This window comes from Pseudoalteromonas sp. NZS100_1 (assembly GCF_015864285.1).
Classification (GTDB): domain Bacteria; phylum Pseudomonadota; class Gammaproteobacteria; order Enterobacterales; family Alteromonadaceae; genus Pseudoalteromonas; species Pseudoalteromonas arctica.
Map to the genome: position 1 here is coordinate 14,725 of NZ_JADYXN010000011.1, position 13,292 is coordinate 28,016.

Annotated in this window: 11 protein-coding genes; 2 read left to right on the plus strand and 9 right to left on the minus strand. The window is 39.1% G+C overall.

The window, feature by feature from the left end; translation table 11 throughout:
* Positions 1 to 9 precede the first annotated feature (9 nt).
* On the minus strand, positions 10 to 1,179 hold the full coding sequence (locus tag I6F66_RS09365) for an efflux RND transporter periplasmic adaptor subunit (RefSeq protein ID WP_165729476.1): 1,170 nt from the start codon (positions 1,177 to 1,179) through the stop codon (positions 10 to 12).
* 119 nt (positions 1,180 to 1,298) lie between these two features.
* On the opposite strand from I6F66_RS09365, the gene I6F66_RS09370 reads away from it, so the two are divergent.
* On the plus strand, positions 1,299 to 2,237 hold the full coding sequence (locus I6F66_RS09370) for a LysR family transcriptional regulator (protein WP_165729475.1): 939 nt from the start codon (positions 1,299 to 1,301) through the stop codon (positions 2,235 to 2,237).
* Between the two features lie 10 nt (positions 2,238 to 2,247).
* Here the strand turns inward: I6F66_RS09370 and I6F66_RS09375 are convergent, their stop codons facing one another.
* The 7 genes from I6F66_RS09375 to I6F66_RS09405 form a co-directional block, all read right to left on the minus strand.
* On the minus strand, positions 2,248 to 3,285 hold the full coding sequence (locus I6F66_RS09375) for a GGDEF domain-containing protein (protein ID WP_197209147.1): 1,038 nt from the start codon (positions 3,283 to 3,285) through the stop codon (positions 2,248 to 2,250).
* Positions 3,286 to 3,455: 170 nt separating this feature from the next.
* Positions 3,456 to 4,427, minus strand: a complete 972-nt coding sequence (moaA, locus tag I6F66_RS09380; RefSeq protein WP_197209148.1) for a GTP 3',8-cyclase MoaA — start codon at positions 4,425 to 4,427, stop codon at positions 3,456 to 3,458.
* Between the two features lie 186 nt (positions 4,428 to 4,613).
* Positions 4,614 to 6,905 carry a xanthine dehydrogenase family protein molybdopterin-binding subunit gene (locus I6F66_RS09385; RefSeq protein ID WP_197209149.1) on the minus strand — a complete coding sequence of 764 codons (2,292 nt, stop codon included), beginning with the start codon at positions 6,903 to 6,905 and terminating at the stop codon, positions 4,614 to 4,616.
* Positions 6,906 to 6,917: 12 nt separating this feature from the next.
* Positions 6,918 to 7,406, minus strand: a complete 489-nt coding sequence (locus I6F66_RS09390) for a (2Fe-2S)-binding protein (protein WP_007582016.1) — start codon at positions 7,404 to 7,406, stop codon at positions 6,918 to 6,920.
* Between the two features lie 199 nt (positions 7,407 to 7,605).
* Positions 7,606 to 8,199 carry a nucleotidyltransferase family protein gene (locus I6F66_RS09395; RefSeq protein ID WP_007582015.1) on the minus strand — a complete coding sequence of 198 codons (594 nt, stop codon included), beginning with the start codon at positions 8,197 to 8,199 and terminating at the stop codon, positions 7,606 to 7,608.
* A complete protein-coding gene (locus tag I6F66_RS09400) occupies positions 8,193 to 9,221 on the minus strand; it encodes an XdhC family protein (RefSeq protein WP_101217027.1) in 1,029 nt (342 codons plus the stop codon). Before I6F66_RS09400 ends, I6F66_RS09395 begins: the two co-directional genes overlap by 7 nt.
* 85 nt (positions 9,222 to 9,306) lie before the next feature.
* On the minus strand, positions 9,307 to 10,170 hold the full coding sequence (locus I6F66_RS09405; RefSeq protein WP_197209150.1) for a DUF6279 family lipoprotein: 864 nt from the start codon (positions 10,168 to 10,170) through the stop codon (positions 9,307 to 9,309).
* Between the two features lie 687 nt (positions 10,171 to 10,857).
* On the opposite strand from I6F66_RS09405, the gene I6F66_RS09410 reads away from it, so the two are divergent.
* Positions 10,858 to 11,583, plus strand: a complete 726-nt coding sequence (locus I6F66_RS09410) for a tetratricopeptide repeat protein (RefSeq protein WP_197209151.1) — start codon at positions 10,858 to 10,860, stop codon at positions 11,581 to 11,583.
* Between the two features lie 169 nt (positions 11,584 to 11,752).
* Here the strand turns inward: I6F66_RS09410 and I6F66_RS09415 are convergent, their stop codons facing one another.
* Positions 11,753 to 13,171, minus strand: a complete 1,419-nt coding sequence (locus I6F66_RS09415; RefSeq protein ID WP_197120109.1) for a coniferyl aldehyde dehydrogenase — start codon at positions 13,169 to 13,171, stop codon at positions 11,753 to 11,755.
* Between the last annotated feature and the right edge of the window lie 121 nt (positions 13,172 to 13,292).

The window sequence follows — 13,292 nt, forward strand, 5'->3', positions numbered from 1 at the left end:
CAATAAACCTTATTGCTTAGCCACAAGTTGTGCGTTGTCATTTAACAATGTAAATGCCACACCACTTGTATCAATTGTTACTGTTTGCGGAGAGATTGGCATACCAGGGCCTACGCGAGCTGGGCCATTTACAGCAATAACATCACCTTCGTTAAGGCCCGATGTAACCGCACGTAAGGCACCGTAACGCTCACCTGTAGTGATAAGTTTGTATTCAAGTACGTTGTTTTCGCCAACCGTTAATACAAAACGATTTTTTAAGTCGGTACCAATTGCACGTTCTGGGATAATAATCGCGTCGCTAATAGAATTTGCAGCAAGCTTTATACGTGCAAACGAGCCTGCGCGTAACTGGTTGCTGTCTTCATTAAATACTGCACGTACACGTAATGTACCTGTTGATGAATTAATTTGGTTATCAATAAAGTTAATGTAGCCTTTGTATGCAAAATCGCTTTGACCCACTTTTTGCATTACAACAGTTTGCTGGCTCGCAGCAGTAACATCATTAAAAGAGCTATTCCATGTGCGTTCATCAACATCAAAATAAGCGTACATTGCTTGGTTTGAAACAATTGATGTTAATACGCTTTGACCCGCAAGTATGTTATTACCTTTAGTAATATTTGCGCGAGAAATAATGCCATCAATTGGTGATACAACTGACGTAAATTCTAAATCAAGTTCTGCTGATGTAAGCTGTGCTTGAAGTGCAGAAAGCTGTGCTTCGCGTTGGCGTAGTGTTGAAGTACGCGCTTGTGCTTGCTCAGTAGAAATTGCTTTACGGTCTAATAATCGTACCGCACGTTTGTCTTCACTTTTAGCTTGCTCTAAGGCAGCTTGTGCGCTGTTGATTTGCGCTTTTAAACTAGCAACCACAGCAGCAAATGGACGAGCATCTAATTGAAATAAAACATCGCCTTCTTTAACCACATCGCCTTCTTTAAATTCAATGCTATCGATGATTCCCGATACACGCGGCATTAAAGCAACTTCTTGTGGAGACTCTAAACGAGTTGTATATGTGTGCCAGCTTTGTACTGGTTTAACAAGCACCTGTGCTACATCAATTGGTTGAAGTTGCTGTGCAGGTGCTGATTGAGCTGTGCTCTCATCGGCACAACCTGCTAGTGTTAAAGATGCCGCAGTAAGTGCAGCAGCAATTAGATGTTTGTTCATGAAGACGCTCCATTGTTGATTAGCCTCGCATAATACGGATTTAACCCGTGTTTAAAAACCATAGATTTTTAAATTCATTAATGCCAAAATGGCATCAATAGATTAGTCAAGGTGTAATAATGGATACAACAAGTCGACTTTTAATGTTACTTGAAGTGGTTGAGCAAGGCTCTTTTGCAAAAGCTGCAGAATTACGCAACATAGATCGCTCTGTTATATCTAAACAAATTAGCCGTTTAGAGGATGAGTTAGGCGTTAGGTTACTTAACCGCACAACGCGTTCGTTTTCGCTCACAGCGGCGGGCGCCGAAATGATCAAAAAAGCCGCTGAGCTTAGAGAGTTGCTCGGCGAAACAGTACGCATGGCTGAAAACTACCATTTAGAGCCACGCGGGGTGTTAAAAATCACGTCATCAACATTGATTGGCAGGCGTTATTTGCAACCTGTACTTAATGATTTCCAAAAACGCTTTCCGCAAGTAGAAGTTGAACTGCGCTTAGACGATAGATTAGTAGATATAGTTTCTGAAGGGTTTGATTTAGCATTTCGTGTTGGTGAGCCAAAAGATTCATCCCTTATTGCACGTAAAATAGCGCGTAATCGCTTACTCATTGTTGCAGCACCAGAGTATATAGACACTTATGGTATGCCCAAAACAATGGAAGATTTAGCACAATTGCCAGCAGCAAGCTACGCCAGTAACTCTATTCGGATAGATGCAATAGATTACTACAACAGTAAAGGTGAGCCCTGCGAGCAAAAAATAAAAAGTGTGTTTAGAGCAAACGATGCAGAGTCATTACTGATGAAAACATTATCGGGCACCACTTATTTTGTCGCCCCTGCATTTATTATTGGTGATGAAATATCACAGGGTAAACTAGTGCCTTTATTAACTGATGTGAAACTAATGGAGTTTAGTGCGATGTATGCCGTGTATCCGCATCGAGATTTACCGGTAAGAACTCGGTTATTTTTTGATGCTGTACGCGAACATATAGGAAAAGATAAACCAATTTGGGAAAACGGGATCCCCAATTTTGAGCAAATGTATTAAGTAACCCTGCTTAAGCAACTACCGTTTCGTAGTTATGTTCTTTTTTAAACTTACAATACACTTTATTGCGACCAAATTGTTTTGCTTTGTATAACTGTTTATCCGCTTGGTTTACAAAGCTTTCCAATGAATTAGTACTTTTAAATTTTGCGATTCCAATACTCGTTGTAATATTTATAGCAAGGCCATCAATATCAAATGTTGTATTTTCAAAACGTGCTCTTATTTGTTCTGCGGTATCTAGTGCAGCCTCTTCATTTGCAAAAGAGCTAAATAAAGCGAACTCTTCACCGCCAACTCTAAATACGTACCCTCTGCCAAGTGCAACCCTTAGTAAAGTGGCCACTTCAACAAGTACTTGGTCACCGACACCATGGCCATGCTCATCATTTATCTGCTTAAAAAAGTCTAAATCGAGTAGAAACAAATATAACTGTGACTTATCTTGTAGTTCTACTTCAAAGTAGTGGTTCATTGAAAGGCGATTACCTGCACCCGTTAGTGGGTCAAGTAATGCTAAATTTTTAAGTCGCCTTGAAAAATGTGAACGACTCCCTTCAAAAACGTGAGAAATAGCCCAAATACTTAAATAAGCACAGAATAGATTAAGGGATAAGTTAAAAGTCTCAAAGGGTGGAAGAGTAGGCTTACTCCCTAAAATAAACACTTGGGTAACTAATAAAGTTGCAGAGAAAATTACACCATATTGCTTACCTAACAACAGGTAGTACAAAATAGGTAATGCAAACGACCATACAAATACACCGTTACGAGGAGATGCTAAAGCTGTAGCTAAAATAATTATGGACGTTACAAGTGCACACATCACAACGGATTGCCAAAACTGTAGTGGACAACGTGTAAGTGAAATATAAGTAAATATACAATAAATGGAAAAACAGATTTCGATATAGCCAAGCAGTGGAAAGTTATTTACGGTTAAATTAAACCCCGCAAACCCAGCCGATAAAAAACCAAAACAAAGGCACATTCCTCTGAGGACGTCCTTTCTTAATGATTTAGTGCTATTAAGAGCTGCGATATCCATTCAAATCACTTAACAAAAAATAAAAATTAAGTTTAACGTGAAAATACAATTTAACAAGCCTTGTTGCTCTAAAACCATGTAAACACACCATTTTGTTGGTATTTTAGGGATAATGTTACACATTTTAGGAACACGTTTGGTACTTTAACTTTGCTAGGTAGTTTCAAAAGCTAGCCACCTAGCATAGATAGATTAGTCGTAATGCCTGTATTACCTTGATGTAAAAGATGAGTTGGTTTTTTAGTTTTAATATAACGCGATAGCAATGCCATTAATTCACTATTGGAATTATCATTCATATATTCTCTTAGCGAAATACCCTCTTCAGAAAACAAACATAAATGCAGATTACCTTTTGCTGTAACCCTTAGCCTATTACAGGTACTACAAAAGTCATTACTGTAAGGCATGATCAAACCAATTCTGCCTTGATAATCAGGATGTGCAAACTCTTGCGCAGGGCCTGCTGATGCACTACGCGCAACTTGCTGCCAACCCGTTTGTAATAACTGAGCTTTTAACACTTGACCAGAGACATGGTTAGCATCAAAAAAGGCTTTGTTATCGTTTGTTTGCATCAACTCAATAAAGCGAATAGTAACGGGCCGATGCTTAACCCAATTTAAAAACGTATCAAACTCTTTTGCGTTGTATTGCTTCATCAGCACGCTGTTTATTTTTACCGAATCAATACCCGTTTCAAGCGCAGTATCAATGCCTTTCATTACTGAGGTAAATTTGTCATGCCCAGTAATGGTGTTAAACATACGTGAATCTAAACTATCAATGCTTACATTAATGGCGTTTAAGCCTGCATCTACCCAGTCATGAATATTCTTATGAAGAGAAAAACCATTGGTAGTCATTGCAATTTTTTTTATGCCCGCGACATCTTTTGCCGCGCGAACAACATCTATAAAATCTTTTCTAAGAGTTGGCTCTCCGCCAGTGATCCTTACTTTTTCGATACCATGGTGTGCAAACGCTTTAAGCGTGTTGCTAATTTCATCAATTGTGAGAAAACCACGGTCTGGCCCGCCCTGATAACCATCTGGTAAACAATAAACACACTTAAAATTACATACATCAGTAATAGACAAACGTAAGTAACTAAACTCTCGCCCTGTTGGGTCGATTAGCATAAATAAACCTTAACTAATATCAACAAGTAATAACAACCTAATACCAATTTGCAATAATACTTAATCATTTAATTAAGCGAATTAGTATAAACAACGCTACTTATTGATACATAAATAATAATTACATAAATATATTTAATAACTTAAAGGAGCAGCATAAAGCATACCCCTTTAGTTATTTTTGTTTTACGCTTCTAAGCCTTTTTTAAGTTCGCTTGGCTTCATTGGTAGGTCACGTAAACGTACGCCTACTGCATTAAATACAGCATTACCAATCGCAGGAGCAACCCCTATAACGCCAGGTTCGCCTAAACCAACTGGAAACTCATCGCTTTGTAAAAATTCAATGTCAATATCTGGCACATCTTGCATTCTTAGCGGTAAATAAGTATTAAAGTTAGTCGCTGATACCTGTCCATCTTTATACGTATTTGATTCATGCAATGCAAGGCTGCTGCCCCATAGTAACGACCCTTCAATTTGCGCCAGTGCGCCATCTGGGTGAACTATTAAGCCAGCATCTACAACAACATAGAGCTTTTTCAGCGTTATTTTACCACTATCACGGTTAACATGAACATGCGCTGCGGTTGCAAGCCATGCTGGCATAGTACGTTCTTGCCCTGAACTTACAGAAAAACCAATGCCCTCATCTTTAGCTAATTTTACAGAAGCTACTTTGTCAGACACCGTTTTAAGCACATTACGTAAGCGCAGTGCTCCACCAACGCTCTCAGGTGCTTTACCTGCTTGCTTGCCTTTGCCGTCTAACATTTCAATTCTAAATTGAACTGGATCTTTGCCTTGCTTATGGGCAATTTCATCAATAAACGACTCAAGACTCCATGCAATCCAACCTGGCCCTACTGAACGTAACCAACCTGGAGTAAAGGTGCTTTGTGCAACTTCGTTATTAATAGCGCGTGCACGATGACTGCTCATGCTGTACCAATGATCAGCGCCTGATGCCGAAAATGCATCAAATTTACCTTTGCCATCAACACCCGGTGATAAAAACCCTGGTGCCATTGCTTTAGTAGGCCAACCTGCAGCAAATGCATGCTCTAAACCAGTAAAAGTACCGTTTTTATCAAACGACGCTGTCATTTTTGCAGCAGATGCAGAACGAGATTGATCGAATAAACTATCGTCTGCTCGTGTAAATACCAGCTTTACTGGTTTACCTACTGCTTTTGCGGTTAGAGCTGCAGGTACAGTCCAGTCACCAAATAATCGACGACCAAAACCACCACCTAAATAATAAGGACGAATAATTACTTTGTTTTGTTCTATTTCGAGTGCTTTAGCAAGCGCAGGTAACGTAAGTGACTGCCACTGGTTACCTGTATGAATAATCCAATTTCCGTCTTTAAATTCTGCAACCGCATTTAATGGCTCTAGCTGATAATGACTCGCTGTCGCTGTGGTATACATTGATTCTAACGACTCACTGGCGTCTGCTTGGGTTTTCTTTATATCGCCTTGATCAACAAACAAAGTACCCGATTCGCGTTGCTCGCATAATCGCTTACCTTCTTTTTGAATATCAGCTTCAGATATATTTGCCGACTCACCCTTTTTGTAACTCACCTTTAAAGCATCTACTGCTTTAATGGCACTTGGGTAACTATCAGCTAATACAACAACCCAGCCTTGCACTGTGTTACTAGGGTCATTTAAAATTTCATAGCCTTTGTAACCTTTAATAGCTTTTGCTGCACTATCGTCAACGTTTGTTACTGTACTGCCATAGCGTGTTGGTGGAATAACTGGTCGCGCGTACAGCATGCCTTCAACTTCTACATCTATTCCGTATACTGCGGTGCCATTTGTTTTGGCTGGTATATCAAGCGCTTTAAAGTCTTGTTTAAGCCCAGTTAAATGACGTTTATTAGCAGATTTGAGTGGCAGGTTTGCAACTTCATCGCTGGTAAATGTACGATTAAACTCGCCTTTTTTAACTATGTCAGCGTAACTAACCGATTTTTCGCCTGCAATAATATAGCCCTTTTCAGCACGACATTTATCTGCAGGCACGCCGAGCATTTTAGCTCCAGCTTCTATTAATGCAATTCGACCCGCAGCACCGGCTTGAGATAATGGCTTAAAGCTTTGAAATACAGACCACGAACCACCCGTTACCATAAAGCCCCATTTTTCATGGGTATCTACGTAGGTAATTGATACTTTATCCCAATCACATTCAAGTTCATCAGCTACAATGCGCGCAAGTGCAGTACCGATATGTTGACCCATTTCAGCTTTGGCAATACTCACTTCTACGGCGCCGTCGGTGCTCATAGTCCACCAAATAGTGGGTGAAAAAGCCTGTTGCGCAATTGATTCTTTTGCACTGACCGAACCCGAAAATAACGCAGGGGCAAACGCCATGACTAAACCTGCGCTAGCAGTGCCAATCATAAACGAGCGACGATTTAAATTAACGGTTTCGCTATTTTTTTGAAATAATTTTTTCATTATCGGCTCCAGTTAAGCGTCTTGTGCATTTGGATCAAATATATTTACTACACTTTGTGACTCATCTGCAGCGCGTTGAATAGCAGTTTTAATACGTTTATAAGCCATACAGCGACAATAGTTACCATTCATATGGCTTACTATTTCTTCATCTGAAGGACTTGGATTAGCTGCTAGTAATGTAGCAGCTTGCATTATTTGCCCCGATTGACAGTAACCGCACTGTGGTACTTGCTCTTCAACCCATGCTTTTTGAAGTGGGTGTTCGTTATTAAGTCCTTCAATTGTGGTAATGTTTTTTCCTGCAATTGCGCCAATTGGTAAAACACATGAGCGAGTTGCTTGCCCATCTAAATGCACCGTACACGCACCACACATTGCAATACCGCAACCAAACTTCGTACCTTTTAATCCAATTTCATCACGAATAACCCATAACAATGGTGTATCTTCACTTGCGTGTGATTCAACCACCTTGCCATTAATTGTAAACGTCACCATAGCTTGCCCCTTGATTAAGCTTTATAACTCGTGTTTAAATTATTTAATTTAAACACGAGTTATAACAGTTAAGATTGTTGTAACTACTAATCCATAACACATATAGTTACCGCATCAGCTACATTAACAGCTAAATACCATAACCACTGCACTAAAGCGTTAGCGCAGCTAAAACTTATTTTGCCCTACTAATACTTTTTCACTCATTTTTAGCTATAAAATTACTTAGCTGCTTTTGAGTATCTATGTCTAAACTCGCACTACGTAAACTAATTGTATTGACTACTTCACTGCTGGAGCGCAGTAATTGCTGTGCACCTCTATCTGAAGTTAAGCTTGCAAGCTGAGATAAATCAACCGCTGGGAATATAGCGGGTACACCTAAACGCTCGCCATAGTTTGCGCACCAGCGCGATGGATTACGTGTAAAACCAGTAACTAGCTCACTTAAGTGCGCTACTTTTAGCTCAACCTGATCCGCAAGCATAAATAAAATCCCATCAAAGGACTTATTTTTAAACACTGTTTGAGAAGCTATCGCGATTGAATTACCTAAACCTTGGCTCCATTGCTTGTTCTCAATGAGCTCTATGTTTTTATAACCTGCCAGTGCTTGTGATACTTCTTTATGCCATGCCCCGGTAACTACATATACAGGTGTGTCATCAAGTGCTTGAAGTGTATTTACTGCATGCTCAATCATTGTTTTGCCAAACCCGATATCAGCCGTTAATTTACAGCCGTTAAAGCGAGATGATTGACCTGCGGCTAAAACAACTTTTGCAATTAGCACGCCTCTTGCCCCCAATGGCTTAGCGATTGGGCATTTTTTTCACACAGCACTGCATGTATTTCACTGATCAGCGATAGTGCAATACTCTCTGGCGAGTCGCCGCCTAAATTTAAACCGACAGGCCCAAAAACAGGAGCCTTAATTTGTGATACTCGCGTATTTGCGTGCTCTAAAACTTGTTCACGTCTGTGCTTAGGACCCAATAACCCTATGTATTTAAAAGGAACATCTTTAAATTGAGCCAACGTACTGGCGTCAAGTTCAACGCTGTGAGCCATTAAAATAGCAGCATCTACTTTATTAGTTATGCAATATTCTTTTAACTCACTCGGTGTGAAGCGCAAAATAGCATCAGCATTTTTAAAATATTGCCTTTTTGCATTGGCAGCACGTGTATCCCATACAGTTACACTCCAACCAAGTTGTTTGGCAAATGTATAAACCGGAACTGCATCAGCGCCACCACCTACTATTAATAGATGGGGCGGTGGATAAATAGAGGTTTGCAAGCACGTAGCGCCTTGTAATTCTACCAACTGCGCTTTGCGGTTCATTGATAAACCATGCAACTCATCATTTTGCGTAAATACACCACTACCGGCTGGCAAAATGGGGCTTACTTGTTGAAGATATCGCCCTGGTTTATTCTCATTAAGTGCTTTAGATACAAGCTCTAACTGTAAATAGTCATTAGCCTTATGAATAGGCTGCAGTAAAATATGTACTATACCCCCACAACCAATGCCAAGTTGAAATGTTAAATCGTCTTCATCGGTGGCATCATAACTAATGGTTTTACTGGTTAAAGTACTCATTACTTGTTTAGCGTGGCGCTGTATGTCAGCTTCTAAACAGCCTCCCGAAAGCATCCCCAAGCGCTCGCCTAGGCTCGAAATAAGCATCATAGCCCCTAGTTTTCTGTAGCTAGAGCCTTCAATTTTGTACAAAGTAGCTAAAACCCATTCTTGGTTGTCCCTATTGAGATACCAAGTGTTTAAGATACTTTTCAAATCTGTAACCATATATTGCCCTTTAAAAAGCATTTTTTGCGTTTAAAAACAAATCAGCCTAAACAGCTAATTTAAAACTTAATAATTCACGCACAATTTAGTTTTCTATTATATCGTTTAAGGTCTCAATTAACTCATCAAATTGATCATTAACGCTTTGGCGTTGTTTATCATTTAGAGTTAGGTTTAATTCGTAGAGTAAATTTATATATAAATTTAAGTTTGCTTCATTGCTTTTCAATAGTGCGTCGCTCATATAAAGTTCGCGCTCTTCAATAACCGTACTTAACTGATTTATAAATTCTTTTTTTGTAATTTCAGCATTTTTGAATACCTGTTTGGCTGCATTCAAACGGTTTTGCTTGTACTCTAACCACAGCGCTCCTGCATCTTGATGTTGCTCATTAGTAGATTTAATCAGCGCTTTTTGTTGTTTATTAAGCTTGCCTATCCACTGCTCGTAGTATTCAAATTGCTCTTCCAAACGCTCACTTTTTCGCTCAAGCGGGGTTTGTTCGTTAAACTCTTCGCGTTCGTCGTTAATTTTTATTTGGATGTTGTCTAAAAGCTCACCTCTTTGCTCACTTGATAAGGTTGCTCCAAGCTCAGCTAAAGGCAGTTTTGCGTACCCAAGTAGGTTCTGCCAATGTTGTTTTGCAAGCACAACCTGTGTTTTTAATTGTTTAGCCTCCAATGTTTGGTTAAACAATACTTTTATATTTTGTATGTCTTGTCTGTAGGCGGGTAACTGGGTAGTTCGGTGCCAATTTTGTGTTGTTGTAATTATGTTTTTTAGCTGTGTATTTTGCTTTTTATTTAAATCAACATAATCGTCAACCCAAAACGATGAAAGCCAACTCAAATTATTGTAAGTAAAAGATGCCGAACAACTACATAAAAACAACATACTTACAGCAAGGCATATCTGTTTTAGTTTTTTTGCTTTGAAATTATTAAGCATAACCTTCTCTATTATTTAGATTGTGGCAAAGCTCAAAACTCATTTGATAATAATTATCATTTAAGTATTGACTTGCATTTAGATCTAACTGATAATCGTTCGCACAAACACAGTGTAACGACCTCAGTGCCTACGGAAGAATATTCAGCAAGGATGCTGACACATTAAAAGAAGAGCGTGCCGCTTCGTGTTATTACTTACTCGACCCAAGTAATAACATCAAATATCACATTTACTTGCTACATTGCTCATATTAGTGACGGTTAATATGACTCAAAAAAGCCCTAACGGGCTTTTTTTATTTCTTTAAATTTTCTATAAAATCTGTATCTTACACCTCTTAAACTCGTTTACTTACCTTAAAAGTCCACCGCGCTATTATTTACATTTTATACGCACGATCTGATAAGGTATCGCCTTGCGTTTGCGCTAAAGCTGGCGTAAAACATAACAGTAGACACCCTTTTTTGCATCTATTTATAATAACCGATTTAGTCTCTACTTAAATGCATTGAGTATTAAACGTTTAAAATGCGCAAATAGTGCAAAAATTTAATAATTTAGCATTTAACTAAAGTCTGTTTACCTTTCGGGATTAAAACTTGTTCTATTTAGGCGCTATTTAATCGCGGCAAGATATACTGGCCCTAAAACCTATCGTAACTATTACTAATTGGAGACATTAATATGTCACAGTTTAATTTGAAAGCACTCGTTCTTGCTGGCGTTTTACTTGTCAGCCCTTTCGCTCATGCAACATTAGAAGATGGCATAAGAGCAGCTAACGAAGGTGAATTTGCAGTCGCCCTAAAAGAATTTCAATACCTTGCCGATAAAGGTTTTGCACCAGGAATTTACGAACTAGCTAAATTATACGAAGGTGGATACGGTGTAACACGCGATTACCGCAAAGCAGCTGCGCTTTATCAACAAGGCGTTAAAAAGAACCACCCGGATTCAATGTTTGCGTTAGCTGTTTTATACGACGAAGGTAAAGGCGTAAAGCTTGATCACCAAATGGCTGTTACCTTATTTGAAAAAGCAGCCAATAAAAACCTGCCTGCGGCTCAGTTTAATTTAGGTGTAATGTATTCTAATGGCGTGGGCGTTACGCGAGATTATGAAGTGGCACGCAACTGGTACGAAAAAGCAGCTGCAAACAATTACTCTTTAGCACAATTCAATTTAGCCCTCATGTATTTTGAAGGGCTAGGTATGCCAAAAGATTTAGAAAAGTCATACATTTGGAATACTATCGCTGAGTACAACGGCAATATGCAAGCGAGTCATAGCCGCAAACTTGATGAGCGTAAAATGCTGCCTAAAGAAATTGAAGAAGCTAAAGAAAAGGCCGATGCCATTTATGCAAAAATACAAGTGGGTACTTATGCTGGCGAAGGTCGCTTATTTTAAAGTCTTATTTTAAAGTCTTATTTTAAAGTCTTATTTTAAAGTTTAAGAGTTTAAGACCTTAGTTTGAAACTAATCTAAAAAGGCTGAATTACATAACGTAATTCAGCCTTTTTAATATCTTGATTTAGCAAGTTAAAAATCTATTCAACTTTACAAAATCAACATACTCTTATTTTATGTAAAGCCACTTTAGTAGCTTAATAAGAAGTTTGCTTTGTTTTAGCAGCATAACAATACGAGGATTAAACGAGCCCGATACTAACGTGTTTTTAGCATGGCTAAACGTTAAAAACCCTTCTATGCCATGATAATGCCCCATTCCTGAATGCCCTACACCACCGAAAGGGGCATCGTCAGCAGTTACTTGCACTAACGTATCGTTTATCGCCACAGTGCCACTGATTGTTTGCTTCATAATATATTCTTGAGCGTGCTTATCTTGCCCTAAAATATAAAGCGCTAACGGGTGGTGATGGGCTTTAATATAGTCAATTGCGCTGTCGAGCTTGTCATAACTCATTATTGGTAGTATTGGGCCAAATAGCTCATCTTGCATAAGCTGCATTTCGTCAGTAACTTGAGTCACTAAGTGCAGCCCCATACGATGTTTTTGCTCATCTTGCTGGTTTTGCTCAAGTGGCTTAATAATGTTTGCGCCAAGCTCTTGGGCTTGCTCTAAATAGGTTGCTAAACGTTTATAGTGTGCATCGCTAATAATAGAAGTTAAGTTTTTACCTTCAACACCGTCTTTAAAGTGCTTTTTATAAAGCTCGCATAATTGCTGAACCAACTGATGCTCAAGCTCTTTGGGTACAAATACGTAGTCGGGAGCAACGCATATTTGCCCTGCGTTGGCCATTTTTCCAAACAGTAAAGCTTGCGCCGCTTTTTTAATATCGGCATTTTGCATAATAATAACTGGCGATTTACCACCGAGTTCGAGCGTTACTGGTGTTAAATTACGGCTCGCTGAAGCCATTACTAATTTACCAACGGCCGATGACCCCGTAAATAATAAATGAGCAAATGGCAGTGATGAAAACTGCGCGGCTACGTCGCTACCGCCTTGTATTATTTTGCAATGCGTTTGCATGTCGTCTTTAAATATTTTTTCGATAACGACGTTTGTGTGAGGTGTAAACTCGCTTAATTTGAGCATCACTCTATTACCGGCAGCTATGGCGGTAAGCACAGGTACTAACGCTAACTGAATCGGGTAATTCCACGGTGCAATAATACCAACCACACCTTTAGGTTGGTAATTAACACTTACTTTTGAAGGCCACAAGCTTAAACCTACAGAGCGATTACTTGGCTTTGCCCATTTTGGCAGCTTTTTGATAATGTGCGCGAGTGTTTGAACCGTAGGCAATATATCGCCAAGTAGAGTATCGAAAGCGGTTCTGTAACCAAAGTCTTTTGAAGCAGCATCCACTAGCTCTTGCTCAAGTTCAACAATACGTACACGGAGTTTTTTTAATAAAACGAGACGTTTATCAATTGGCAAATAAGGTGTTTCGAGAAAGCTTTTTTGCAATTCATCAAATTGGGGAATTAAAGGCATTGCCTGTGATGTGTCGGTGCTCAAAATAGATTACTCGATTTTTAAAGTTACCGCAGACTATAACCTTGTTCTGTTTTTCGAGCAATAACACTAATTATCTAAAAAAGAGCTTCTTGAGCAATATAAATAAGTATAAAGAGTAGCT

Coding starts and splice junctions, on each gene's coding strand:
- I6F66_RS09365 (WP_165729476.1), bottom strand. CDS start 1,179: ATGAACAAACATCTAATTGCTGCTGCACTTACTGCGGCATCTTTAACA.
- I6F66_RS09370 (WP_165729475.1), top strand. CDS start 1,299: ATGGATACAACAAGTCGACTTTTAATGTTACTTGAAGTGGTTGAGCAA.
- I6F66_RS09375 (WP_197209147.1), bottom strand. CDS start 3,285: ATGGATATCGCAGCTCTTAATAGCACTAAATCATTAAGAAAGGACGTC.
- moaA (WP_197209148.1), bottom strand. CDS start 4,427: ATGCTAATCGACCCAACAGGGCGAGAGTTTAGTTACTTACGTTTGTCT.
- I6F66_RS09385 (WP_197209149.1), bottom strand. CDS start 6,905: ATGAAAAAATTATTTCAAAAAAATAGCGAAACCGTTAATTTAAATCGT.
- I6F66_RS09390 (WP_007582016.1), bottom strand. CDS start 7,406: ATGGTGACGTTTACAATTAATGGCAAGGTGGTTGAATCACACGCAAGT.
- I6F66_RS09400 (WP_101217027.1), bottom strand. CDS start 9,221: ATGGTTACAGATTTGAAAAGTATCTTAAACACTTGGTATCTCAATAGG.
- I6F66_RS09405 (WP_197209150.1), bottom strand. CDS start 10,170: ATGCTTAATAATTTCAAAGCAAAAAAACTAAAACAGATATGCCTTGCT.
- I6F66_RS09410 (WP_197209151.1), top strand. CDS start 10,858: ATGTCACAGTTTAATTTGAAAGCACTCGTTCTTGCTGGCGTTTTACTT.